This window comes from Vibrio sp. 1641 (assembly GCF_033339995.1).
In the GTDB taxonomy this organism is placed as follows: domain Bacteria; phylum Pseudomonadota; class Gammaproteobacteria; order Enterobacterales; family Vibrionaceae; genus Vibrio; species Vibrio alginolyticus.
In genome coordinates this window covers 89,913-114,450 of sequence record NZ_JAWOVP010000001.1, presented here as the reverse complement: position 1 = coordinate 114,450, position 24,538 = coordinate 89,913, and the positions used below count along the sequence as shown (strand labels likewise).

21 protein-coding genes are annotated in these 24,538 nt (G+C 44.4%); 11 read left to right on the top strand and 10 right to left on the bottom strand.

The window, feature by feature from the left end:
- Positions 1-5: 5 nt before the first annotated feature.
- Entirely contained in the window at positions 6-917 is a 912-nt protein-coding gene (locus tag R7Z47_RS00575) for a LysR family transcriptional regulator (protein ID WP_318129748.1), read from the bottom strand.
- Between the two features lie 88 nt (positions 918-1,005).
- Between R7Z47_RS00575 and catC the strand changes: the two genes are divergently transcribed.
- Complete coding sequence (gene catC / locus R7Z47_RS00570) at positions 1,006-1,665, top strand: type C chloramphenicol O-acetyltransferase (protein WP_021821184.1); 660 nt, start codon at positions 1,006-1,008, stop codon at positions 1,663-1,665.
- A 56-nt stretch (positions 1,666-1,721) separates the two neighbouring features.
- On the opposite strand, the gene R7Z47_RS00565 is transcribed toward catC, so the two are convergent.
- The 4 genes from R7Z47_RS00565 to R7Z47_RS00550 all read right to left on the bottom strand — a co-directional run bounded on the left by R7Z47_RS00565 (position 1,722) and on the right by R7Z47_RS00550 (position 7,985).
- Positions 1,722-3,401, bottom strand: coding sequence for a DUF342 domain-containing protein (locus R7Z47_RS00565; RefSeq protein ID WP_258485582.1), 1,680 nt, complete (start codon positions 3,399-3,401; stop codon positions 1,722-1,724).
- A 251-nt stretch (positions 3,402-3,652) separates the two neighbouring features.
- Positions 3,653-5,680: a tRNA(Met) cytidine acetyltransferase TmcA gene (locus R7Z47_RS00560; protein WP_318113042.1), complete on the bottom strand. Its 2,028-nt coding sequence runs from the start codon at positions 5,678-5,680 to the stop codon at positions 3,653-3,655.
- A gap of 105 nt (positions 5,681-5,785) precedes the next feature.
- The gene (locus R7Z47_RS00555; RefSeq protein ID WP_054729745.1) at positions 5,786-6,760 is read right to left on the bottom strand and encodes a ParB/RepB/Spo0J family partition protein; all 975 of its coding nucleotides are present in this window, start codon (positions 6,758-6,760) and stop codon (positions 5,786-5,788) included.
- Positions 6,761-6,767: 7 nt separating this feature from the next.
- On the bottom strand, positions 6,768-7,985 hold the full coding sequence (locus R7Z47_RS00550; RefSeq protein ID WP_005374503.1) for an AAA family ATPase: 1,218 nt from the start codon (positions 7,983-7,985) through the stop codon (positions 6,768-6,770).
- A gap of 1,238 nt (positions 7,986-9,223) precedes the next feature.
- Between R7Z47_RS00550 and R7Z47_RS00545 the strand changes: the two genes are divergently transcribed.
- On the top strand, positions 9,224-11,194 hold the full coding sequence (locus R7Z47_RS00545) for a replication initiator protein RctB domain-containing protein (protein ID WP_017635223.1): 1,971 nt from the start codon (positions 9,224-9,226) through the stop codon (positions 11,192-11,194).
- Between the two features lie 289 nt (positions 11,195-11,483).
- On the opposite strand, the gene R7Z47_RS00540 is transcribed toward R7Z47_RS00545, so the two are convergent.
- Genes R7Z47_RS00540 through R7Z47_RS00530 form a run of 3 tightly spaced genes read right to left on the bottom strand, consistent with a single transcriptional unit; the run spans position 11,484 to position 13,734 of the window.
- On the bottom strand, positions 11,484-11,951 hold the full coding sequence (locus tag R7Z47_RS00540) for a hypothetical protein (protein WP_005374501.1): 468 nt from the start codon (positions 11,949-11,951) through the stop codon (positions 11,484-11,486).
- The gene (locus tag R7Z47_RS00535) at positions 11,951-12,883 is read right to left on the bottom strand and encodes an ATP-binding cassette domain-containing protein (protein WP_025768714.1); all 933 of its coding nucleotides are present in this window, start codon (positions 12,881-12,883) and stop codon (positions 11,951-11,953) included. The genes R7Z47_RS00540 and R7Z47_RS00535 overlap by 1 nt, the downstream gene beginning before the upstream one ends.
- 2 nt (positions 12,884-12,885) lie before the next feature.
- Positions 12,886-13,734, bottom strand: coding sequence for an ABC transporter ATP-binding protein (locus tag R7Z47_RS00530; protein WP_005374497.1), 849 nt, complete (start codon positions 13,732-13,734; stop codon positions 12,886-12,888).
- A gap of 361 nt (positions 13,735-14,095) precedes the next feature.
- Here R7Z47_RS00530 and R7Z47_RS00525 point away from each other — a divergent pair, with 361 nt between their 5' ends.
- Together R7Z47_RS00525 and ribA are read left to right on the top strand one after the other, a co-directional pair.
- Positions 14,096-14,293, top strand: coding sequence for a PA3496 family putative envelope integrity protein (locus tag R7Z47_RS00525; protein ID WP_005374493.1), 198 nt, complete (start codon positions 14,096-14,098; stop codon positions 14,291-14,293).
- 238 nt (positions 14,294-14,531) lie between these two features.
- A complete protein-coding gene (gene ribA / locus R7Z47_RS00520; RefSeq protein ID WP_017635221.1) occupies positions 14,532-15,593 on the top strand; it encodes a GTP cyclohydrolase II in 1,062 nt (353 codons plus the stop codon).
- 68 nt (positions 15,594-15,661) lie between these two features.
- Here ribA and R7Z47_RS00515 read toward each other — a convergent pair whose 3' ends face one another.
- On the bottom strand, positions 15,662-16,417 hold the full coding sequence (locus tag R7Z47_RS00515) for a substrate-binding periplasmic protein (protein WP_005383196.1): 756 nt from the start codon (positions 16,415-16,417) through the stop codon (positions 15,662-15,664).
- 68 nt (positions 16,418-16,485) lie between these two features.
- On the opposite strand from R7Z47_RS00515, the gene R7Z47_RS00510 reads away from it, so the two are divergent.
- From R7Z47_RS00510 to R7Z47_RS00500, 3 genes are all read left to right on the top strand, one after another.
- Positions 16,486-18,384, top strand: coding sequence for an ATP-binding protein (locus tag R7Z47_RS00510; protein ID WP_053303972.1), 1,899 nt, complete (start codon positions 16,486-16,488; stop codon positions 18,382-18,384).
- A 100-nt stretch (positions 18,385-18,484) separates the two neighbouring features.
- Entirely contained in the window at positions 18,485-18,694 is a 210-nt protein-coding gene (locus R7Z47_RS00505) for a DUF3283 family protein (RefSeq protein WP_318129747.1), read from the top strand.
- Positions 18,695-18,829: 135 nt separating this feature from the next.
- On the top strand, positions 18,830-19,546 hold the full coding sequence (locus R7Z47_RS00500) for a YebC/PmpR family DNA-binding transcriptional regulator (RefSeq protein ID WP_005374482.1): 717 nt from the start codon (positions 18,830-18,832) through the stop codon (positions 19,544-19,546).
- Between the two features lie 73 nt (positions 19,547-19,619).
- Here R7Z47_RS00500 and rodA read toward each other — a convergent pair whose 3' ends face one another.
- Entirely contained in the window at positions 19,620-20,702 is a 1,083-nt protein-coding gene (gene rodA, locus R7Z47_RS00495) for a rod shape-determining protein RodA (RefSeq protein WP_318129746.1), read from the bottom strand.
- Between the two features lie 393 nt (positions 20,703-21,095).
- On the opposite strand from rodA, the gene R7Z47_RS00490 reads away from it, so the two are divergent.
- From R7Z47_RS00490 to R7Z47_RS00475, 4 genes are read left to right on the top strand one after another with little or no spacing between them, the layout of a single operon-like run.
- Positions 21,096-21,764, top strand: a complete 669-nt coding sequence (locus R7Z47_RS00490) for a hypothetical protein (RefSeq protein WP_137282926.1) — start codon at positions 21,096-21,098, stop codon at positions 21,762-21,764.
- Positions 21,765-21,773: 9 nt separating this feature from the next.
- Positions 21,774-22,472 carry an ABC transporter ATP-binding protein gene (locus R7Z47_RS00485; protein WP_005374479.1) on the top strand — a complete coding sequence of 233 codons (699 nt, stop codon included), beginning with the start codon at positions 21,774-21,776 and terminating at the stop codon, positions 22,470-22,472.
- Positions 22,460-23,728, top strand: a complete 1,269-nt coding sequence (locus R7Z47_RS00480) for an ABC transporter permease (protein ID WP_262606662.1) — start codon at positions 22,460-22,462, stop codon at positions 23,726-23,728. The genes R7Z47_RS00485 and R7Z47_RS00480 overlap by 13 nt, the downstream gene beginning before the upstream one ends.
- Positions 23,721-24,506 (top strand): outer membrane lipoprotein-sorting protein, encoded by a 786-nt coding sequence (locus tag R7Z47_RS00475; RefSeq protein WP_262606663.1) that lies wholly within the window; start codon positions 23,721-23,723, stop codon positions 24,504-24,506. The genes R7Z47_RS00480 and R7Z47_RS00475 overlap by 8 nt, the downstream gene beginning before the upstream one ends.
- Positions 24,507-24,538: the final 32 nt, after the last annotated feature.

Here is a 24,538-nt window from a genome sequence, read left to right as displayed (position 1 = left end):
TGTTGCTACTCGCCGACAGAATATATGTTCCTAAAGTGTTCGATGAACGCTCGCGTTCTTCTTGGTAAGTGCTCACGTTTTGGGTAAAGCAGATAAAGCGGCAAAATCGCATCCGTTTGCCATTCTGGCAGCAAACTCACGAGTTGTTCTTTTTGTACAGGGTCGAGTTTAGCCAGTGCAAATTCATCTAACATGGCTACACCACAGCCAGCCAAAGTAGCATCCAACATGGACTGGACAAGATTAAAACTCAGCGTACTTTCTAACTCAATGCAGCACTGCTGTTGAGTTTGCTTATGCGTAAACGTCCACTTGTCTAACACCAAGTCGCGACTTTTATAAAGGATGTGCTTTAAGTCACCAAGATCCTCTGGCGTACTTACATTTGGTTTATCAGCTAAATACGAGCGATGAGCGATCGGTTTACAGTGTAAAGTGCGTAGCTGATGGCCGACGTATCCCTCTGGGGGAGTATCGGTAAAGTAGAATGCGATATCAAACCCGGCCTCAATCAAGTCGAGAGGTGTCTCTGTGAAGATCACTTCGACGCTCACTTGTGGATGTTGCAATCGAAACTCGATCAATGTTTGGCTGAGTAACGCGGCTCCGAAAGAAGCGGACGCCGCTATTCTCAATTTTCCCGATACGATCTCGTTTGCCATGACTTGCTCATTGATCTGCTCAGCGCTTTCGAGCAGTTGCTTTACCTGCTGATAAAACCGCAAACCGTCGTAGGTCAAATTAAACTGGCGCGTAGTTCGCTGAATAAGCTGCACCGACAATATCTCTTCAAGCTGTTTAAGTTGCCGACTTACATGCGCATTCGAACAATTCAGGCGCTTTGCCGCGCCAGCAATACTTCGCTCCTCGCACAAAGCGACGTAAAGTGGCACGTAGCTGAGCCATTTTATTTCCATACAGTAATTCTGAATCTCTAAAATCAAACTACTGGAAATAATAGAAAGCCTCTAAACTCTGTACAACCTAAATTTGAAAGGATGAGTTATGAGTGTTTTCGACACGTGGTTAAAAGGTCAAGTCATTAAAGATCACATCACTAATCCCAATATCATCGTTGGCGATTACAGCTATTACTCGGGCTTCTATCATCAAAAAAGCTTCGAAGAGCAAGCGGTACGCTACTTGTTGGGTGACCCCGTCACACTTCAAGAATGGCAAAGTAGAGAACCCGATAGCATCGACAAATTAATCATTGGCAAGTTTTGTTCCATCGCTTCTGGAGCCACCTTCATGATGGCAGGAAATCAAGGTCATCGCATTGACTGGATTTCGACCTTCCCCTTCTCTCCTGAAGAATTTGGAGAAGGCGTACAAGACGGCTTCGAGCGTGCCGGAGACACGGTGGTGGGGAACGATGTTTGGATTGGCAGCGAGGCGATGATCATGCCCGGAGTAAACATCGGCGATGGAGCCGTCATCGGAGCACGCGCAGTAGTGACGAAAGACGTCCAACCTTATTCGGTGGTGGTTGGAAACAACCAAGTCGTACGTCAACGATTCAGCGATAAAGAGATTGAAACTCTACTCAATATCCAATGGTGGAACTGGCCAATAGAACACATTAAACAAGCAATGAAAGTAATGTGTAGCAGCCAAGTCGGTGCGCTTGCGGACTACTATCAAGAGCACATTGTCGATTTGTAGATAAACAAAAGCCCACACATCTTGTTGCGACGTGTGGGCTCAGTGAATAAGAAAGCTTAAACCGCAGCGACGTCCTCTTCTTCCAAGTTCGCCGAGACTTTAATTTCGTATTGATTGAAACGGAACGAACAACCGCCATGAGTACGCTTTGTCGTTACTTGCTCGTCGCCAAACTGCACCGTCACGCGAGTGAAGACACGCTCTTTGGCTTCGACAATATTTTCTTCTAACGCGACTTCAAAGTCATGTTCCGTTTGTTCTAGCTTTTGCTTTATCGCTTCAAGCTGCTCGTTGTTTTGTGTTTTCATCACATCAATCTGAGCTTGTTCTTCGTCGGTACGTTCGGCTTTAGGACGTTTCTTAAATTCGAGCTCTTTACGAATCACATCCATCGTGCCTTCTTGAGCGCGTTTGTATTGATCTTTGAGCTCTGCTAATCGCTCCTTAAATGCAGAATAGCGCGCGAACGCTTCTACCTTAGTGGCGGTGTCGCCTTCTACGCCCAATTGCAAGCACACCACTTTGTCACCGACTTTTGCATCTCCGCCGCTGAGCGTACCGTTCCTACCGTTCGCATCCAGCACCGTCAGATTGCGCCCACAAACAATATCGTTATTCATGCTGTGCACCGCCAATTCAATATCTTCTCCGGCTTGCAAATCACAATATTGGGCGTAGCTTGCGCGAATCGAACCTTTGGCTTTGACGTGACAACTCTTTGGCTGGCCATCACTCACGGTGTGGCCAATGATCCCTTTACCAACTTGGATGTCGTCTTGCGCTTGTACGTCAGCCGATTCAATGAAGCCGCCTACAGTAATAGAACCCGTCGCTTTAACAATCATGCCAGATTCAATGTTGCCACCGATAATCACATTCCCTTTGAATTTCACGTGGCCTGTATTCACGCCAACGCTATTGAGGCAGAGTGCGTTATCAACTTCGATGGTTTTGTCTTTAATCAGAGGCGTACCGGATACCGATGCAATCAATAGGTTTGGGTCTTGCTTGCTTATCTCAGTGCCCTTGCCTGGCTTCATTGGGCTGTCTTTTCCGGCTTGTGGAGGAATCACTCGCCCTTGAACAGTAAAACCAGGCGTACCTTTGGTCGCAGGCGTGCGGCGCATCACCTCATCGCCTACGTCAACCGCGATAGTTTCACCGAGGTTACGTAAATCAATTTTGTCGCTAGCAGATTGGCCGTCTTTGGGTTTGAGGATGCGTTTGGTGATGTCTTTAACAAGAGGAGTAAAAAGAGCGTCTTTGCCTTTGATAGGTTGCTTACCAACCGCTACAGGTTGAGAAAAAGTTTCGCCGGGTTTGAGCTGAGTGCTGACAACCAACACTTTCTTCAAAGCCAGTTTGTTGATGCCTTTCGAAACTCGCGCTTGAGCAAGGGCTTGAACAATCTCGGGGCCACGTAAACCTCGGCCTCCGTACGCGCCGACAACGTTCATACTGGCGAGCATGTCATTATTCGATAATTCAACCTCAACTTGCGCGTTGTGTTTTTCCGCAATGACGATGCCTTCGTAGGCCTCGGCTTTACGTTCTTTGGCGCAGTTAATGAATCTCACGACTTCCCCCTCAACAACAAACATCTTTTCAGCGTTCATTGCGACGAGCTGCTCGTTTAATTCATTTTGATTTAGCTCACCACCGAGGTCCACTTCTCCCGGAAGACGGGCTATCACCTTGGTCTTATCTTCAGATAACTCAAGACACAGCTTCCACATACCCTTACCACTTTGCTTCCCATCAACACTTTCAGTCTACCCAAATCCGTTTTCTGAACAAACCTCGCATTTCTTATTATAGGGCTCACGTCACTAAAGAAAGTAATCCATCAATAACGGTTAAACAGATATTAAGAGAGCATTTCGATTTAACCTAAAGCTCAATCAAAATACACGCCGAAATAAAAAGGAGCTGGATTTACAGTGTAAAATCAGCTCCTAATAATTTCATTTACAGTGTAAATTTCCCTTTAGTGTTTACAGTGTAAATCGTTCCAAATGTGTCTTACTTCGTCCCTTAACTGCTGCTCAACTTGCCTTCTTCCAGGTAAACCAAATTGCTGAGCACATTCAGTCCAACTACGGTTAAGAAAAAGCTTACTGATCATCAAGTCGGAAGCGGAGTTCAAACCTAAGTTAAGTAACCACTGCTGAAGCCAAGCAGACACGGACTCATAACTGTTACCACCATCAGCATAGCATTCAATTAGTAATAACTTAGCGGGATGAAGTGGACTCATTCCCAAAGGTTGCGGTAATAGAGCTCGAAAAATAGAGGCTTCTAATTTTGGATAGACGTCAGCCACATTGTTAGACAACATTTCTTCAAATAGCGCCTGAGATTGGTCGACCCAAGCCGTCTGTTGGGAATCACAAGGTTTGACCATCAAGACTGAATAACAACCGCTAGCAGCATCGCGCATTGACCCTAAACGAATTGCACGGAAGTTCGATTGTCGCCAGAAATAGAGCAACTCTTCCGTCGCACCGAAACTCGTGGATAAGTAAGCAATGTGTTTAGCCGCCATTTGATCAAGTTGCTGCAGCATTTTTTGACCGATGCCTCTTCCTTGCAATTCCGGATGAACCGCAATTCTCATGACTCGCAGCGTCGATAGATTCGCGACATTCGGAAATCCTAGGTGGTTTGCAATCGTAATGGGCGCTAAGTGTCCTTTAGGACGACGCTTACCAAGCTGGATTTCTTCAACCAATTCATCGTCAAGGCCCCCCTCTTCGACCGTTAATATCACCCCCACAACCGCGTTATCTTGCTTAGCAAAATAGAGCTGACTGTTGTCGTCTTGCAAAAGGTGAATCAAATCATTCGGCGAGGTCTGGTAATGAGCATTCACCAAAAGAGCGAAGCACTCGCGCAGCAAACTAGGCTGCGATATTAAATCGTCCTTATCAGCTTTAGAAAGGGAAGTTGAGTCGACCTGGTTAAGTTGATGGTGCGTTAACTCCGCATCCAACAAAAACGCGTCATAGAGCCATGATTCGAGCGCATCATTCATGCTCCAGCGGATGGGCTGTGTCATGTGCCATGTTTTCATTCCCGAACGCTGTTTCTGAAGCCAATCAACAAATTTAATCGTAAAGCCCCGGCCACAACCTTCATAACCGTGAATAGTCGTAGAAAAAACGAGTCGATGATAATGTTCGGTAATGCTTTTGAGCATAGGAACTGGAATTGCAGCCGCTTCATCGACAAGTAACAAATCACATTCAGGTCTGCTCGATAGAAGTTCGTCAGGAGCAATGAATTGAATGGCTCCCTGCCCTGATTCTAATCTGTCCTTCCTAATACGCTGCGCATTAGGAAGTAGCCGCAAAGCATGTTGGTAAACAGGCTCAACGGCTTTTATAGATGGTGCCGTAATTAAGATTCTAAGCGGCTTCTGCTTTAATAAGTTCGCACACGCAATGCCGAGGGCACTTGTTTTTCCACGCCCACGATCAGCGGTCAAAATTAATGGTCGCTTTCGATGTCCTGTCACCACCTTTTCAATTAGAGAAATGGCATGTTCTTGTTCCCTGTAGTGGCTTTCTTTTTCTGCTTGCTTGATGTCTGGAGCCGTTGGCAATGGTTTGTCTTGCTCAATAACAACGAGCTTCTCCCATTGTTTGTGCATCCATTGCTGAGAAAAATTCGCAGTTTGTCGCAGCTCAGTAATGACAATAAGAAAACCGCCGCCAACCAATGAGCCAAGCGCGGCGGTAAAACTATTGGCGTCAAAGCCATTTCGAGCATCAAACAATAGAACGTCACACTCTCTGCCTAGCAACATGTGCCCTTGTTTAGACGAAACACTGGATACGTTTTTCAAACCAAAATCACCAACAGAAAACCAACGTTGATGGCGCTGCGTTTTATGGAACTCTGACATCAACGCATTTTGCCAAGAAGCCTCGCCTTGAATGACAACACCAATCCTTTGGAAAGATTGGTGAGCTTGATGTTGAAGTGATGAAAGGAAATCAGATTGTGTCTGCATTTTGTCTATCCAACGTTGAACTGACGTAATGGTATCACATCTTTAATTTGACGCTTCTCAGATATAAAAAAACCGCCCGGAGGCGGTTGATTCAATCATCATTTGTTATTGCAGTTTGGTTTGTACAAACGCAAGAATCTCTTCCATTAAGCTGTCGTCAACTTTCTTCAAGTTCAACGCCAGGCTGCTACCTTTTCGGCTATAGCTTGCTCGACCTTTTACTAAGTCGACTTTTTCGGTCTTCTTGCCAGGTTTTGCTGGTGCAAGCTCAGCAATCCAGTTTTCGATGCTTTCCGTGACTTCTTTTGTCAGACGAGCAACGCCTTGAGCTGTGCTTCGCTGCCATAAAAAGCCTTCGCTAGAGCGACACTTATCTAACAGCTCTTGCTGCTGCTCCGGCGTTAGCGTTGAAAACTGTTTGTGCAGTTTCACGATAGTTGGACGACCGAGATCGCCAACATTCGGATACGCTTGAAGCAGTTCTAACGGTAATGCTGCGGCTTTTAAAGCACCACTTACCAACGCTTCACTGCACTGGAACATTTTTGCCAATGCTTTCTGATCCTCAGCTTCACCACTATCAAGCTTAGCCTGCATCTCTTTCCCTTTTTCGTATAAAGAGAGCGGTTTGTGAGCATTTGCCACATCAGACAAAAACTTAGCATGGTCAGTATTGATGTTGTCAGCAACATAAACCAAAAAATCTTGTTCAGCGAGGATACAAGACATGCGACGACGGCTACCATCTAAAACTTCGATCTTGCCATCTTCAGTTCTACGACCCACAGCTGGATATTGTTGGCCACGCTCTTTGAGTGTGACTAAAACATCAGATAAAGCATGTTCGTTTAAGAACGATTGCTCACGAGCGTTATCAACAAATACTGTTGTTTCTGTCGCAACTTTATTTGCAGGAATACGCACAAGTTCAAACTGAACAATATTTTCACCTGCAACTGCTAGTTCAATCGTTTGAGCTTTCTCTTTTGCCGCAGTTTGCGCCTCTTGCGGAGTCACAACACGACGCTTATTCGTTTTGCCAAATAATTTCGCGTTTAATTCAGACGTTTTCAAAGCCATTTACTTATTACCCCTGATTCAATGACGGCCAATTAGAGTGCAGGACACGCTCTAATTCCAGTGCGCTTTTATGAACAGCGTCTTGCGCGGTGGCTAGTGTCTTCTTACCGCCTTCAAAATCGCTTACTGTCAGATCAAATACTGTGCTGTAGGTATCGGCACAGGTTTCAAACGCACGGCTACGAGGAATAGTAGCCATCATAACTTGGTCACCTAGAAGATAGTTCATTTCAGTTAAAACAGAAACTTGCTTCTTATTGTCGTCCTCAAACATGGTTGGCATCAAGCGAACAAACTCAAGACCATTCCAGTCCTCCGGGAACATTTCATATACCGTAGGCAAATGCTGGAAGAAGTTTACTGTTGAAGCCCAGTCCAGACGCTTAGCCGCACAAGGAATTAGCAAGGCATTTGATGCATACATCGCATTCCATACTAATGGGTCAACGTGTGGACCGGTATCAATCATAATGATATCGAAGTCATCAGCAATTTTATCAATCAGTTGCTCTTTCAGCAGACGGACGATATCGAGTGATGGGTCTTCAGATAGCGTTTGCCATGCTTCCGCATTAAACATCGCGTCTTCTGGAAACGCTGAAATCGACTTTAAGTTCGGATATTGCGTTGGCAGCAATACGTTTTTACGTAAGAATTCACTGTCAATTTCCACACCATCAGGCACGTTACCCAACATAATGTCTACCGCAGAATAGATATTATCATGCTCTGCCATGCTGATTTGCGGGTTGAGGAATAAACGTAGCGAGCCTTGTGGGTCTAAGTCGATTAAACAAATACGGTATCGTTTATCCAAATTTAGCGCTAAACATGCCGCTAAATGAACCGCGGTCATTGATTTACCTGTACCGCCCTTTTGGTTCTGCACATTAATAATCCAAGGTTTGTTACCTGAATTCTTTTTACGCTCATGAAATTTAGGCACTTCAGCCGCATCCATGAGCATGTGTGCTTCTTCTAACGTAATTGAATAATGATTCGCGTTGTTTTTAGTAAATTGATGCCCAGCGGCTTCCATTTTACCAATCGCGTCGTCGAGCTTACGGCGAGTTAGACCAGAACGGGTTTCCATCATCGCTTTCGACATTGGTGGGAAGTAGTTATCGCTTCGCTCTTCTAAAACAATTTCAATACGGTCAGCTTGAACCTGCTGAGTCAGCTCCGCTAACTCAAGAAGGTTTTCAATCGTTTTTTCTCTTTTCATGCCAAATTCCGTTGGAAGGATTTATAATTGCAATTGTACAGCAGTAAAGACCAAAAACAACAAAAAGGTGCACGAACATTTTGAATTACCATCACATAAAAAAACACCCAAATCGACGCTTTTATGATTTATGGTCAAAAAGATAACTATTTTTAATCAAATAATCTTCTCATAAGTGGACACCTAAACTTAAAAATAAAAAGTGTTACAGCGTCACTCATTTACAATGTAAATCAATTTTCTACCGGAACGATTATAATCTTAAGCTAAATTACGGATTATGTTAGACCAACCTAATTTAAACGAAAAATAGTAAGTAATATCGGAACAATAAAGACCTGAACACCTTGATCATGTCTCCGAACAAAATAGGGCAGTTCCAGCGAAACATCTATGGAAGTATGATCAAGGTATACTTATGATCATGCTTCCGTGTTAATAAACAAATCCGAAAGCATGATCATGGCAAAATTGAGCAGAGTACGGTGTAAACACGCAAATAAAATAAGATCCATTAATCGGAAATATGATCAAGCCTTAGAATCTCTCGGAAGCATGAGTTTTCTTCTCTGATTTACGGTTGAGTGCAGACAGAATGGGGGATTGAGCAGAAATTGACGTTATAGAAGCCGGAACAATGAAATTGCTCAAGTTGCTATGATAAATCACGCTCTCATGATCATGCTTCCTGTAAATAAGCAGAGACTAGGATTTACTTCTAAATATGAGCGACTTGAATATATTTTAATCAGATGAGTGATATCTCATCAATATGGGCGCCAGAACGATAAATATATTGGCTCTTGATCATCGATCCGAGTATAAATAACATCACCAATGCACAATATAATCATCGTGAAGATCATTATTAAATACTGCATCTGTGGATAACCTGTAAAAACATCATGATCATCGTTTCAAGACTCTTTTGATCATCTTTTCATAACCTTAATGATCATGCTTACGAATAAATATGATCATGCTTTCAGGTTATTGTTGATCATACTTTCAGACTTCTTATGATCATAGTTCCGAAATACATGGAAATAATAGTCTTATAGAACAAAAGCTTAGCAAGAAATTTCAAGCCAGATCATTAGATCATATAATCAATTAAGATCAGATTAATCAAAAAGATCAGTTATTTAAAAAACAATCTTTTTTCTTTATTTATGATCTGTTTTTCTTTATTCTTCGGAACCATAGCACAACTACGGCTAGTGTGATCTGGATCTAAAATGACGGCTGATGAAAAAATTCTGATTAAAGCACCGAGAAGCCACAAAGATGGCCATCTTTTTGAGGTACATGAATCCTCTGCGGATTGGGTAGAGCAGTACCAACATTTCAAAGGGGTGACCAAAAGCATCTTAGAGTTGCTTAATCTGATCTCATTACGAGGCTTCAGCAGCAAGGATGGTTTGGTTTCAACCACAGAGATTGTGGAAGCAACAGATGGGCAACTCACACGTGCAGCTCTGCAACAACGTTTGCGCGCGGCAGTAAATATTGGTTTATTTACTCAAACTCCAGTGCGTTTTGAAGAGGGACTTGCTGGTAAAACGATGCTACATAAATTTGTGAATCCCAATCAGCTTATATCTGTGTTGGGAGCAACAAGTCTTGTTACCGACAAAGTTCGCCAGAACGAGAAACAAAAACGTTCGAAAGCATTGGCTCAGACTCAAGTAAACAAACGTTTGTTGAATGAGCACGGGTTAAACACACCTCCCACGATGAAAGATGAAGCCGATCAATTTGTTGTATCTCCAACAAATTGGGCTGGGATAATTGACCAAGCACTTGCGCCACCAAGAACTCGAAAAAGTTATCAGAAATCCATGGTGTCGATCTCTGGCACAAAAGCCGTTATTGAGACGCGATCATCCAAAAATATCATGACTGTGGATGATCTCATGACCCTGTTCGCTCTCTTCACGTTAACGGTTCAATATCATGATCATCACAAAGATCAGTATCAGCTTGATGCGGCTCACGTACCAAACAAAACGCCGCTATACATCACTGATATTTTGTCGCTCAGAGGCAAAAAAGACAGTGGCCCAGCTCGTGATTCCATTCGCGATAGCATTGATCGCATTGAATTCACTGATTTTCAGCTCCATGAACTTACTGGACGTTGGCTAAGTGAAAACATGCCAGAGGGCTTCAAAAGTGATCGTTTTCGTTTTCTTGCTCGAACCATCACAGCCTCTGAAGAGGCACCAGTGGAGGGAAGCGATGGTGAAATTCGTATCAAGCCAAACTTATATATTTTAGTTTGGGAACCTTCGTTTTATGAAGAGCTGTTAACGCGCGATTATTTCTTCTTGTTTCCGCCAGAGATCTTGAAACAACATACTTTGGTGTTTCAACTGTACTCTTTCTTCCGTAGTCGCATGGTTCGTCGTCACACGGATTGCATGCTATTGAGTGAGTTAAACCAGAAACTTGCACGTAACATTGAATGGCGACGTTTCTCCATGGATCTGATCCGAGAACTAAAGCGTTTGTCTGATGGAAAAGGGAATGATGATCTATTCGTCGTTAATTTGTGGGGTTATCACCTGACGATCGAAACCATGATCGAAAATGACAAAGTGATGGACTACCAGATCGACATCAAATGTGATGTCGAAGAGGTCTTACGTTACTCGCGAGCGCGAACGACCAACGCAGGAAAGCGTAACATGGCGCCTACGCTGCCAAATCCACTTCGTAATGAGATGGTAACCCGACAACAGCTTGAGGAGCTCTCAGGCATCATAGACGGCGAATTTGAGCCTATTCAACGCAAAGCACCGTCTCCAAGAGGAAATTTAGGGAGACGCGTGAAGCAAAGAAAGCATTTGGTAGAGATCAATGCTGATGAGATCACCATTACTCTATCTAAATACACCTCACCAGAGGCTCTAGAACGCAGTATAACGGCTTTGTCTGCGATGACAGGGCACTCGTATGCCTCAATCAAAGAAGAGTGCTCAGATTACATAGAGAAGCTCGACTGGCTAAGGGTAGGGGATGAGCCGATTCCTTATGAGACATTAAGTAAAACCGTCGAGCTGTTTAACACCCAGAACGATGTTAAGCATCTTACCATCGAGCGCTTGATTGCGGGGTTAGCGGTGCGTCGGAAAGTTTGTCGTCAAATCTTCGATGGTCACATGGATGAAATGGTATTTCGTGCCTTGGATGAAATGGCGATTTAAAAGTGTCGCTTGATGTGTATCAAGCTATAGGTGTGATGTATCGGTTTGAAATGTAACAATGTCTTTCGATGATAAAAAACAGACTTAACTCTTACAAACCACTGACATTAGAAGCCAAGCCTAATACTACTATTTATCCCGAATAGACAACCTTTTGTCCTTTCTGATGATTAATAGATTGGCTCATATTGTTACATTCATTCTGAATAGACTTCGCGAGTTTCTCCTCAGGAAACTCGCTTTTTTTTACCTAAAATTCCGCTAATTAAGCCTTGATCATTTTTCCGGACTAATGAGGCAAACCTTGATCATGCTTCTTAGGTTCATTCCAATGTAATGAACGCATCAACGCAACATGTGATTCGATTAAGCTATGGGCTTGTTCCTGCCACTTGTTTTGATCACACTGCTGATTACAAAACTCTAACGCCACAACGGTGAGATGCTGAAGTCGTCTCAAACACCAATCTTTGATCAGAATATCAGTCGAGACTTGGCATGCTGCTTGTTCAAGCTTTGCACTCGTATAAAGCAAGGTTTGATATGCTTTCTGAGGGTCTTGGTACCTTGCATGTTGAAACACGCGTAAACATCCATCCAACCAGCAAGCAATCGCTTTACTTTGAAGATCACTCAATTCGGGTCCAAACACGTCATCAGGCACCTGATATAAGATCGTTTCCAATTTTTCTACTTGATCATGTTTCCGCTGTTCGTACCACATGGCGATTTGATCTTGCCAAGTACTCAAATCCATTACGCTGCCTCAGTCCATTGTTTTACATAGTGATTTGGCCCTATTTGATCAAATTCGTCGACAATTATGCTGCTACGTTGACGAATTTCATCGGCATCTATCGAATAGTTTGGCTCATTTTTCACTAAGTTACCAAAAGGTAAGTCAGGATCAGGAACGGCAGAAATCAACAGCTTAGTATAAGGATGCTGCGGGTTCTTAAGTATTGAATGAGTGTCGCCCCATTCAACGATTTGCCCTTTGTACATTACTGCGGTTTCTTCCGCGATGTAGTGCGCAGTCGCCAGATCATGAGTGATGTATAAAAAACCAATTCCCAGTTCTTGCTTCATTCGTTGCATTAAATTCAACACTCCCAAGCGAATAGAAACATCCAGCATAGACGTAGGCTCATCGGCAAGAATGATTTGCGAACCTACCGCTAAAGCCCTTGCTAAGTTTGCTCGCTGACGTTGCCCACCACTGAGTTCGTGAGGGAACTTATTCAGTGTCTCTTCTGGTAGTTCCACCAGCTTTAGGAGCTCTTCCAAGCGGGCTGGGATGTCGCGCTCGTTTTTGACTTGTTTATGAATTTTTAAAGGACGTGTTAGGTGATGGCGAATGGTATGAGTTGGATTGAGAGAGCCAAACGGATCTTGAAACACCATTTGTACTTTACTGCGATATTCTTGTAGAGCCGATCGTGACGTGATCTCATTTATGTCAGTGCCATTGAAAAGGATCTCGCCTTGCGTTGCAGGGTAGACTTTGGTTATTAAGCGAGCGCAAGTACTCTTACCGCAGCCTGATTCTCCAACCAAAGCCAAGGTTTTTCCTGCGTACAGATCAAAAGTCACTCCTTGAAGCGCACGAAAGGTTTCCTCTTTCGCTAAACCACCGCCCACTTTGAATTCTTTAATCACATTTTTCATTTGGATGATAGGCTGGCTCATGGTTACGCTCCTTGTAACTCTGGTTGTTTGTGGACGTCATGGATGTTTGGGAAAGAAGCCCATAGCTTTTGCGTGTAGGGGTGTTGAGGATGATTGCGTATATCGTATGCTCGATTGACTTCGACGATTTCTCCGTGACGCATGATTGCAATTCGATCACATAGTTGGCTCATGAGTGCCAGGTCATGAGTGATAAAGAGGACTGAAAAACCGAACTCATCTCTAAGCTGATAAATTTGCTGTAAAATTTCTCTCTGTACCACTACATCTAATGCTGTTGTGGGTTCATCCATAATGATCAGTTTTGGATTTAGAGACAAAGCAATGGCTATCACCAAGCGCTGACGCATTCCTCCTGAAAATTGATGAGGATATTCTGCTAAGCGTTCTCGAGGAATATTGACCAAGTCCAACAACTTTTCTGCTCTATCTTTTGCTTGAGCGTTAGTGAGGCCTTGATGATGTCGTAACACATCTGCAAATTGCTCTTGTATCGTTAAGACAGGGTTGAGTGAGTTCATCGCGCTCTGGAACACCATGGCGATTTCACTCCACCTTAGAGCGGTCAGTTCAGAGTCTGAGATACTAAGGATATCTTTGCCATCAAACCATATTTTACCGCCAGAAATGAACGCTGGCGGCTTATGAAGACGATTTATTGAGAATGCGATTGTGCTTTTACCACATCCAGATTCACCGGCAAGACCAAATACTTCGCCTTTGCCGATATCAAAGCTGACGGACTTTACCGCATTAAAATCACCATTATCAGTGATGTAATCGACGCACAAATCTCGGATCTGGATGACCGGGTCATTGTGGTATGCATGACTTAAGTTAATACCATCCATATAAACACCTTACCAATCTAAAAGATAATTATTATCATTATCAGGTGTGGCGGTTTTTAGAAAGTATCAAACTATGAATCAGTGAAATGACTCGAAAGTTAGGTGAAACAGGAAGTGGTGTAATGCGTCGTTGATAAAACTAAAGAAGAGCAGAATTGAGAGCTAGATCAGCACACTTTTCGTAGGGGGAATTACTCAAATTTAATCGTAAATTTGTCCCTTGGCAAAACTTAAATGATGAATCTATTAAGGAGTTAGCGAAAGGGCGGGAGGGGTCACATTTCCCTACAGTTTTTCTTACCACCTTGTTCCGGTTTTGCTATAGATTACGCATCGAAAACATGGTGTGTTCGGAGGAAATATGTCCATTAATTCTATCGACCATGACGAGATGACCAACATCGCTCACAAATGGGAATTACCTGATGAGGAAACCGTTGTGAAGCCAGAGAAAACAGTGAAATCAGCAGAAGCCAGAAGACGCATTGAAGCGTTACGTGAGATCCGTGAAAGTGGGTTGACCATTGAAGAAGCAAGGGAGCTTGGCTTGATACACTGATCGCCTCAGGTTGGTTTAGCAACCCATAGGGTAGTCGACGGACTGCCCTTTTTATTTTTTCACTCTATTACTCTCTTATTCAAACTCTCCATTTATCTGTCTTGCGCCTCAAAAGCACGAGTTTCACACTCACGTCCCGTCCCGAAGAAGTTTGACAATCTGACCTTGTGTTACTAGATATATCAGTAGCGATATGCTTTTTGTTGATTATCGCAACCACAAAGCAAGGAGCGCAAGTATGGTTGATCAAATCCTTTTTTATGAGCCCGATGAGCCCCACGGTTTTCTCTCAAATTTTTGCCATGCCCCAGTCAATATCTCCTCCCAAACTTGGCCCACCAGCGAACATTATTACCAAGCCCAAAAGTTTCTCGATGCTCAGTTGCAAAGTAAAATTCAGCACGCAAGCACCCCTGACGAAGCGTTTGCTTTAAGCCGCAAATACGAACACTTTGTCAGAAGCGATTGGGACGATATAAAGTTGGCTGTTATGGCTTTCATCGTTAGGGAAAAGTTTCTACAAAATCCACCATTAGCGCAGCAATTAATGAGAACGGGTAACGCTTGCCTAACAGAGCATTCTCATAAAGATGCCTTTTGGGGAGACGGGGGAGATGGTAAAGGAGAAAATCATCTAGGAGAGATTCTGATGAATGTGCGGGCAGAGCTGAGACATGTTGAGCCTTACAATCTCGTGAAGTTTATCGATAAAGCCAAATTGCCCACCCAGTGGGGCACATTTATGATGTACGGCTTTATTGAAGCCGCGACAAATAAAGAGCATCTTGCTCTGGTCTATGGTGAGCCAACAAAAAGTGCAGCTCCACTTATTCGGTTGCATTCGGAGTGTCTTACAGGAGATGCTCTATTTAGCACGCGTTGTGATTGTGGTTTTCAGCTTAATAGAGCGCTACAAAACATCGTCAAAGAGGGATGTGGCGTGCTGCTTTATTTACGTCAAGAAGGGCGTGGAATCGGCTTGATTAATAAAATTCGTGCCTATCACTTACAAGATGATGGCGCAGATACCGTGGAAGCAAATGAGCGTTTAGGTTTTGCCGCTGATATGCGTGATTACGCGTTCTGTAAAGGAATGCTAGAGCATTTGGGGATTGACGCTGTGCGTCTAATGACGAATAACCCACGCAAGCTCGCCGCCTTAAAAGCGGTTGATATTAACGTCATTGAACGAGTGCCATTACAAGAAGGGAATAACCCAAGTAATCAACATTACCTGCAAACCAAGGCGAGTAAATTGGGGCACATGTTTGATCCTAAGTTTGTTAACCACACTAAGTAAGTGCTACAGATTTTACAGAAACAAAAACGCCAACGTATCATCGTTGGCGTTTTTGTTAATGATTTGATTCATTGATACTTTTGAATGATTTCATCAATTTCCCCTGAGGTTTTTAATTCAACGAGTCGTGTATTAATGTAATTTTGAGTTTCTGGTTGCATTTGAGGTGAAAAAGCTAGGTAGATTGAGTAGTCAGGAATAACCGAGCTGAAAGGCTGTATCTGAAAATTCTCTAACGGCAAATTGAGTCGCTTTAAGTTGTAAAGGACTCGGGATTCCATCTCGACAAAAGCTGTATCTCCAGGGGTTCGGCTTATCACTCGGTATGCGGCGTTGTAGTCTTTCACGCGCATTTCATTGACACTGCCATTTTCAAAGAACGGTGTTAAATTTGGATAATCAAACCCCAGCAGTAATACAATAGAACGACCATGCATCGTATCCATATTTTTGAATTCTAAAGGCTTCTCGCTACTCGACACCAGTACATGTTTTACAGTGTAAATGGGCTCCTCAGATAAATTTTCCGATTGCACCTTGCCCCAGTTCGGGCTGCCATAAGTTAACCAGTTTGGCTCAGCGCCTTCTTCCAATATGGAAATCATACGTTTAAATGGATAAGTATGATAATTCACTTGGTAATCCGACTCCGCGAAGATAGCGCTGACGATATCGGTCACAATTCCGGAGTGCATTTGTCCCTGTTGTTCAATTTGAAATGGTCGAGCTTGTTCAGCAATGACGTAATAGTTCACTTGATTTGCGGTCACATGAGAACTTACAACAATTAAGCTAAAAGCCAATCTAAGTAGAAGTCTTTTCATCGTATCCTCGATTATTATTTGTGCGTAGCTATATTTAGAGTAGCGCAAGTTTATCGGAGCGGTTTCATATGGATGAAAAAGAGCGATCTCAACGTCGTTTTAGTATCGGCAACCAACTTATGTTGGCGGTATTAACGTTGAGTTTAATCTTTACGGTCATCATTTCTACAGTGAGCTTATATCGAGTTTTTCACGAAGATTTAGCCCATTTAGATGTTGAATTAAAGCAGGTTGAGTCTAGCTATTTATCGAGCTTTTCTGCGAGTTTGTGGGTAGAGGATAGGGAGCTGTTGCTGACACAAGCTCAAGGTGCAATGCGTATGCCCTCGGTGGACTACTTACGTATTGCTAGTGAAGACGAAGTTATCATTGAATTAGGTTCGGCGCTTTCTGAGGATGTTGTCGAGAGAAGCTGGCCGATGCAGTATCGGGTCGGCGATAAAACGTATGATCTCGCGATATTAACGGTTCAATCGGATCTTAGCGCGATATATGAAGATCTTTGGCAGCAGTTCTTTTTTCTACTTACGACAGAAGCGATCAAAATTCTTGTCCTCATCATTGGTGTTCTTTGGGTGGCGTTTCGCTTGTTGGTCAATCCGTTACAATTGCTGTCTGGTGCGGTGAGCGATTTTCGTGGCGGTACAGTGCCGAGTAAAGTGACTCTCCCTAAACGATGGTGCTTTGATGAAGTGAGTGTTTTGGCAGAGAAATACAACCGAAGTGTTGAGAAAGTGAAAGAGCACCAGACTGAGTTAGAGGCTGAACGCGATAGGGCAGAAGTCGCTAATCGTAAGAAAAGTGAGTTTCTTGCCACTATGAGTCATGAGATCCGCACACCGATGAATGGCATTATTGGTGTGTCGTCGTTGCTCAATGACACCGACCTCGATCCCCAGCAAAAAGAGTTTGTAGAGATCATTGACAGTTCTTCTCACTCACTAATGACGATCATCGACGACATTTTGGACTTCTCTAAAGTTGAAGCTGGCAAAGTAGAGCTGGAATACACGAGCTATGATCTTCGCGAGCTACTTGACGATGTCATCAGTTTACATAGTGTCAAAGCCAAGCAGAAAAACTTACAGCTGCTCAGCGATATTGATCCTCACTTGCCAATCGAAGTGCAAGGTGATGCCACACGATTGAAACAAGTTCTGAACAATTTGTTGAGCAACGCGATTAAATTTACCGAGCGCGGCCATGTGAAGCTTCTTGTAGCGTTGTCTCGACTTGATGGAGAGACCGCTCATATCCGGTTTCGAGTTGTGGATTCTGGTATTGGTATTGCGAAAGAGCACCAACAAGCAATCTTCGAACGCTTCCAACAAGCTGATGGTAGTACCACCAGAAAGTATGGTGGGACAGGGCTTGGTTTGGCGATAGCTGCACAGTTGGTTAACTTGATGGGAGGGGAAATACAACTAACAAGTGAGCTTGGGCTGGGAAGCTGTTTTGAATTTTCGATTCCTGTTGCTGTAATAAATGCGCAATCGACCTATACCGACCAACTTAATGTATTAGATTTCCCGAAAGCGGAAGACAACGAAATCAGCCCTCAAGATAATGATAAACCTTGGGTATTGGTTGTTGAAGATACCATCGTCAATCAGAAGGTAGTTCGCATCATGTTAGAAAAACTGGGTGTGCGAGTGAGTGTCGCCAACCATGGCGAAGAAGCATTGCAGCTGTGTGATCAGCAGCCTTTCGATTTGATTTTTATGGACTGCCAAATGCCTGTGATGGATGGGTTTATTGCTACGGAGCGAATTCGAAAAATGGGAGAGTGGGGGAAACACGTTCCAATTATTGCGCTAAGTGCCAATGTCATTAAAGAGGATCAGCAACATTGCTTCGATGTTGGGATGAACGAGTTCGTGGCTAAACCCGTTACCAAGACTCGATTACAACAAATATTCGAACAGCATTTACCAAAAGCACTGAAAATCAGCGCTGTGCCTAAATAGTTAACTTGAAATCGATCAAGTTAAGTGCGTTTCTATTCTGTAATTGTAACTCTGTGTGATATAGTGCCCGGCTAGTATTTAAAGTACCTTGAGGCTGTGAATGCCGTTTAATCTATCCCTATTGCCGCCTGACGAAAAAAACAAAATCGAACTGGATAAGCAGGCGTCGTTTTTGGTTTGGAAGCTCAGAGAGGCCAAATCTGGTCCTGAAGCAATAGAAGAACAGTTGTCCAAGATTAACGATGCTGATGAAAAGGCGTTTTTCCAGCAATCGGTCGAAAAGTACAAACGAGTAATGGGTGTCGCTTAACGCGAACCGTGGCAATGGTTCAATCCAATGTGACGAATGAGGTAACCTCCCTATTCCTTTGCTAAGCGAAATTGAAAAGGTTTCGCTTTTTGCTAAAATCCTTCGCATTAAATTTGAATTTAGAGAGACATCCCGATGGGAAGAAGTTTTGAAGTGCGCAAAGCCTCTATGGCGAAAACTGCAGGCGCGAAAATTAAAGTTTATTCCAAATACGGTAAAGAAATTTACATGTGCGCGAAAAACGGTGGTGGTGATCCAGACATGAACTTGTCTTTGAAACACCTGATCGCAAAAGCGAAAAAAGACCAAGTTCCTGCGCACGTTATCGATAAAGCGATCGACAAAGCGAACGGTGGCGGTGGTGAAGACTACACTCCAGCACGTTACGAAGGCTTCGGCCCTGGCGGTACTAGCGTTATCGTTGACTGTCTAACAGACAACGGCAACCGTACTTTCCAAGATGTACGCCAATGCTTTGTGAAAGTCGGTGCGAAAATTGGTGTTGAGGGCTCGGTTTCTCACATGTTCGATCACCAAGCGGTATTCCAGTTCAAAGGCGACGATGATGAAATCATCCTAGAAACGCTAATGATGGAAGACGTAGACGTTACTGACGTTGAGCTAGAAGACGGTGTTATCACTGTATTCGCACCTCACACAGAATTCTTCAAAACAAAAACTGCGCTTAACGGTGCATTCCCAGATCTAACGATCGATGTTGAAGAAATCACATTCGTTCCGCAAACTCATACGCCTGTATCGGGTGAAGATGCTGAGAAGTTCCAGAAATTCCTAGATCTTCTAGATGACTGTGATGATGTTCAGCAGGTTTACCACAACGCAGAGCTGTAATTAATTCGCTCATATCGTTGTAAAAAGGCTTCCTCAGGGAAGCCTTTTTTTGATCGCTTTTTCTCAAGCAGAGCTATGCGTTACGATATTTGGAATAACACAGCGACATGATTACACCAAAACAGATACCTTGAGTTAGCATCGCCGTGCCGCCATAGCTAAAGAAGGGAAGTGGGCTACCCATTACTGGCAACAAGCCACTCACCATGCCCGTATTGATAAAAGCATACAGAAAAAAGCTCATCGCTAATGCGCCACTTACCAGCCGACTAAAAAAGTGGTCAGACTGACATGCAAGCAACATAACGCGTGCAGTAATAAACAAGTACAATGCGAGTAAGACTAAACTGCCAACAAAGCCCCATTCTTCCGCATAGGTCGAAAAAATAAAGTCCGTATGACTTTCTGGAATAAAGCCAAGTGTTCCCTGCGTTGCATTCATCCAACCTTTGCCTTTCATACCGCCTGAGCCAATCGCAATCAAAGATTGGATTATTTGGTAGCCCGACCCCAGTGGATCGGACTCAGGGTGCAAGAACTGTGTTACACGGCTCTTTTGATAGGTTTCCATAACGAAGAACCATAAAATAGGTGCTAACGTTAAAATGCTCGCAATAAACCCGCAGATTATTTTCCAGCTCATGCCAGCCAAAAACAAAACGAACAATGCATAAATGATGGTAAAAACTGCACCGTCTAAATCCGGTTGTAGCGCGATTAACCCGGCAGGAATCATTGTAATAAGTAAGCAAAACGCAATTTTCCGACTGTTTGGTCGACCTCCTTCAATATGCAGCATCCAGGCGATCATGATTGGAATGGAAAGTTTGATTAGCTCAGACGGTTGAAAGCGGGAGAAGCCGATATCGAGCCAACGTTGAGAGCCATTGGTGCTATCACCAAATAAAGCGACAGCAAGTAGCAGAGCAACCGCAATAATGTAGAGATATGGAGCTGAGCGCTGATAGCTGGACGCTGGAATCGAGGACATGACCAAGATACAAACTAATGTCAGTCCGCAGCGCGCCAAATGTTTGAAGAGCATCGCCTCATTAAAGCTACTGGCACTCCAGAGAGTGAGCGAACTTAACAGCATGATCGGAATGATCGCCATGAGTAGTGGCAAATCAACTCTTGGGAAATAACGCTTATTCATTTTCAACGACCTAATAACGCACCTATTTTGAGTGCGAAAACAACTAAAACTCGAAGAGTTCAAACTATTCCGATGCTAAGAATCTCGATTTGGAAACAACAGACACCATGCAAAGGTGTGTAAGAAAGGAGAGTGCGACACTGTCTGTTATGGGTAGCTGTGGGATGGATAAATACACTAGCCTCAGATTTTAAGCCAGTGTTTTTATTGTTACTGCCGTAAAAATGTAGCGTTACGAATGAACGGAATTGTATTTTCTGTTTAAGTGAATGTCATTCATCCTCTCTCAATACCATTCACTCCGCATAATTGCCATTGGTCGCATGCAAAAGCAGCGTGCGATCTTCTCCCTTAATCTGAAACCATCAAATCACGTTCAACTAAGGACAGTACATGATGGTTTCTCAATCTCGCTCAATCAAAGCTCTTAAACTGGCAAGTACCTTTATCGCCGCATTTGCACTCAGCAGCAATCTGGCTCTGGCTAACCCAAGCGAGCGCACACTCAGTCAATTCAACCAAGCAGCACAGGGTGACTCTGGCTTAGTTGATACTGTTTATGGCGAACTATCCAAACAACTCGAAGAGCAGGGCGCAACGCCGGTGACCTTGGTTTACTTGGGCAGTGCGGAGACGTTGCAAGGTCGTGAGGCGTTTATGCCTTGGAACAAGATCAAGTTCACCGAGCGCGGTCTTGCCACAATCCAAAAAGGCTTGGATTTAATGGCGAATCAGCCAGTACCACTGCAAGAGCAACAACGCTTACAAGGCTTGCCGGAATACCAGCTAGCTACCGCCATGGCAGCTACTACGTTTACCTCTCTGCCAGACATGTTCAATCACTTTGAGCGTGGCTACGAGCTGTACCTTTCATTGCTCGATGAGCCGAGTTTTAGCCAACAACCTTTCGCGGCTACTTCGTGGATTTACCGTTATGCCATTGAAGCGGCACTGCGCGCTGAAGATGTTCAACAAGCCAAAACATGGTTAGCGCAAATGGAGCAATTGGGCGACAGCAATCTAGAAACGCAAACCGCGAAAGCGCTGCTAGCGAAGTATTAGGGAGGCGTCATGATCGTTTTTAATCAACTTAGTCGCGATTACGCCCTTGGCAGCCAAACGGTGCGTGCATTGCGAGACGTGTCTGGTGAAGTGTTTGCCGGCGAAATGGTGGCATTGTGCGGGCCGTCTGGCTCAGGCAAAAGCACCTTACTTAACGTGCTTGGCATGCTGGATACTCAATACCAAGGTCAGGTGACATTTGCAGGCAGCCCATACCCAACTGGGCAAATGCAGGCTGCGAAAATGCGTCGTGAAAAGCTTGGCTTTGTGTTCCAAAAATTCAACCTTGTGCCTGTGATGACGGCATTGGAGAACGTGGCTTATCCGCTGCATCTCAACGGCTTTTCAAAAGCAGAACAAACCGAGCTCGCCACACAAATGTTAGAACACGTTGGCTTGGGCGAGTTTATTCATCACATGCCCGATAACCTATCAGGCGGTCAGCAACAACGCGTGGCAATTGCGCGCGCCTTAGTGCACAAACCAGCGTTGGTGATTGCTGATGAGCCAACCGCAAGTCTTGATAGCCAAACTGCCAACAAGGTCATCGACATTATGAAAGGGCTCGGACACGAGCTAGGCACCACTTTTATTGTCGCCACACACGACCCTCGTATGGCATCCCGCTGTGACCGCACCATTGAGTTGGTGGACGGCAAAATTACCCAAACGCACGCAAGTGTGGAGGAGGTTTCATGGGCAAGCTAATTCCTGTTTCCGTTCGCCTTGCTTGGTTGAACCTGCAACGCAATCGCCGTCGCAGTTTATTGTCGATGCTGATCATTGCCATTGCGGTGTTTGCGTTAACCAGTGCGGGTGGTTTTGGTCTGTACACCTACGACAGTTTGAAAGAATCGACAGCGCGTGACACGGGGCATCTGACGTTAACCACGCCGGGTTATTTCGCCAAAGAAGAAGAGATGCCACTGAGTAACGGGTTAACTCACGCCGACGACATCACCAAGCAATTGATTGGGTTGAATGAAGTGCGAGGCGTGCAGCCACGAGTTGAGTTCAGCGGTTTGATTTCCAACGGCAACAAGTCATCGATCTTTATCGGCATTGGTGTTAACGAGCGCGAATTCGATATGAAAGGACCGTTTTTGGATGTGCGTGAAGGGCAGACGCTGTCCAACATTCATGCATCGCGTTATGACCCTGCAGAGCCAGAGGTGATGCTCGGCGTTGATTTGGCGAACAACCTAAGCGTGCACGTTGGCGATTGGATCACCTTGCTGGCGACCACAACCGACGGTGCATTGAATGCGTATGACTTCAAAGTGCGTGGCATCTATTCAACCGGCGTGCCTGAGCTTGATAAACGCCAGCTGTACGTGGACATCAACAGTGCGCAATCGTTGTTGGGCTCAGACAAAGTCAGTGCGTTATCTGTCTTCCTGTTCGATACCAGTTTAACGAGCCAAGTCGAGCAACAAGTGGTTTCGGTTTTGAGTAAGCAAAAGCAGAACTTTGGTGACCAAGATATTGAGATTACGCCTTGGCAAGAACGTGCGTTCTTCTATCTCAAAGTGAAAGATTTGTACGACCGCATCTTCGGCATTATGGGGGCAGTGATGGCGTTGGTGGTCTTTGTCGCCCTGTTCAACACCATGACCATGTCGGTCACCGAGCGTACCCGTGAAATAGGCACCTTGTCAGCACTTGGTAGCTACCCTCGCGAAATTATTGCTGGGTTCTTGCGCGAAGCAGGGTTACTTGCCGTGATTGGCAGCTTAATCGGTGCTTTGTTTACGGCGCTAGTCACCGTCTTACTGATGGTTGTGGATGTGCAAATGCCGCCACCGCCAGGACGCACAGAAGGTTACCCATTAACGATTTACTTCTCTTGGGAGCTGGTAGCTATAGCAGGATTTGCAGTATTGATGATTTGTTTGGTTGCGGCGTTTTTCTCGGCACGCAAAGGGGTGAACAAGCCAATTACGGAGGCACTGATTTATGTTTAATTTCAAATCACTATTACCAATTGCATTGCTGATGGTAACTGGCGTTGCAAGCATGAATGTCAGTGCGAATGAAACAGCACTAGATGCACAGCAAGTTGCGCAATTGATGGAAAAAGCCGACAGCTACCGCTTGCAAGATGATTCCTCCAAAGTGGTGTCTCTGGTGCGCTTATATCAAGACCAAGAGTTAGATAAAACCCGCCTTTACCACGTGTACACGCGTCCAAATCGTGAATCGCTGGTGGTATTCAAATCGGCGGTTGAAGCAGGGCAAAAGATGTTGATGATGGGCGACAACTATTGGCTACAAATGCCTAAGAGTCGCCGTCCGATTCGCATTACGCCAATGCAAAAGCTGCTTGGTGAAGCGTCTATCGGCGACATCTCAACGCTGACGTGGAGCCAAGATTATCAAGGTGAATGGAAAGCGACAGAAACTGTCTCGGTAAACGGGGAAAGTGTCGTGGCTTATCACCTTGCTTTAACCGCGAAAACCAAAGGGGCGAGCTATCAGAAGATCGACTTGTGGTTGTCTGAGCAAGATGCGTTTCCAATTAAAGCTGATCTTTACTTGCGCTCTGGCAAACTCGCCAAGCAAGCGCAATACGGACGTGCAAGCGACAACGGTGAAGACTACGTCAGTGAGATGACCTTGCTTGATAGCATTCAGCCGAGCAAAAAGACCGTTATCGAGTACCAAGAAATCGTGCCTTGGCAGCTGGATAACAAGTTCTACAACCCAAGTTATTTGCCAAAAGCCAACACGACTCAGCTTTAGTCTGAGCTTCGTAAAGAGAACCATAAAAACGA

Coding starts and splice junctions, on each gene's coding strand:
- R7Z47_RS00575 (WP_318129748.1), bottom strand. CDS start 917: ATGGAAATAAAATGGCTCAGCTACGTGCCACTTTACGTCGCTTTGTGC.
- catC (WP_021821184.1), top strand. CDS start 1,006: ATGAGTGTTTTCGACACGTGGTTAAAAGGTCAAGTCATTAAAGATCAC.
- R7Z47_RS00565 (WP_258485582.1), bottom strand. CDS start 3,401: ATGTGGAAGCTGTGTCTTGAGTTATCTGAAGATAAGACCAAGGTGATA.
- R7Z47_RS00560 (WP_318113042.1), bottom strand. CDS start 5,680: ATGCAGACACAATCTGATTTCCTTTCATCACTTCAACATCAAGCTCAC.
- R7Z47_RS00555 (WP_054729745.1), bottom strand. CDS start 6,760: ATGGCTTTGAAAACGTCTGAATTAAACGCGAAATTATTTGGCAAAACG.
- R7Z47_RS00550 (WP_005374503.1), bottom strand. CDS start 7,985: ATGAAAAGAGAAAAAACGATTGAAAACCTTCTTGAGTTAGCGGAGCTG.
- R7Z47_RS00545 (WP_017635223.1), top strand. CDS start 9,224: ATGACGGCTGATGAAAAAATTCTGATTAAAGCACCGAGAAGCCACAAA.
- R7Z47_RS00540 (WP_005374501.1), bottom strand. CDS start 11,951: ATGGATTTGAGTACTTGGCAAGATCAAATCGCCATGTGGTACGAACAG.
- R7Z47_RS00535 (WP_025768714.1), bottom strand. CDS start 12,883: ATGAGCCAGCCTATCATCCAAATGAAAAATGTGATTAAAGAATTCAAA.
- R7Z47_RS00530 (WP_005374497.1), bottom strand. CDS start 13,734: ATGGATGGTATTAACTTAAGTCATGCATACCACAATGACCCGGTCATC.
- R7Z47_RS00525 (WP_005374493.1), top strand. CDS start 14,096: ATGTCCATTAATTCTATCGACCATGACGAGATGACCAACATCGCTCAC.
- ribA (WP_017635221.1), top strand. CDS start 14,532: ATGGTTGATCAAATCCTTTTTTATGAGCCCGATGAGCCCCACGGTTTT.
- R7Z47_RS00515 (WP_005383196.1), bottom strand. CDS start 16,417: ATGAAAAGACTTCTACTTAGATTGGCTTTTAGCTTAATTGTTGTAAGT.
- R7Z47_RS00510 (WP_053303972.1), top strand. CDS start 16,486: ATGGATGAAAAAGAGCGATCTCAACGTCGTTTTAGTATCGGCAACCAA.
- R7Z47_RS00505 (WP_318129747.1), top strand. CDS start 18,485: ATGCCGTTTAATCTATCCCTATTGCCGCCTGACGAAAAAAACAAAATC.
- R7Z47_RS00500 (WP_005374482.1), top strand. CDS start 18,830: ATGGGAAGAAGTTTTGAAGTGCGCAAAGCCTCTATGGCGAAAACTGCA.
- rodA (WP_318129746.1), bottom strand. CDS start 20,702: ATGAATAAGCGTTATTTCCCAAGAGTTGATTTGCCACTACTCATGGCG.
- R7Z47_RS00490 (WP_137282926.1), top strand. CDS start 21,096: ATGATGGTTTCTCAATCTCGCTCAATCAAAGCTCTTAAACTGGCAAGT.
- R7Z47_RS00485 (WP_005374479.1), top strand. CDS start 21,774: ATGATCGTTTTTAATCAACTTAGTCGCGATTACGCCCTTGGCAGCCAA.
- R7Z47_RS00480 (WP_262606662.1), top strand. CDS start 22,460: ATGGGCAAGCTAATTCCTGTTTCCGTTCGCCTTGCTTGGTTGAACCTG.
- R7Z47_RS00475 (WP_262606663.1), top strand. CDS start 23,721: ATGTTTAATTTCAAATCACTATTACCAATTGCATTGCTGATGGTAACT.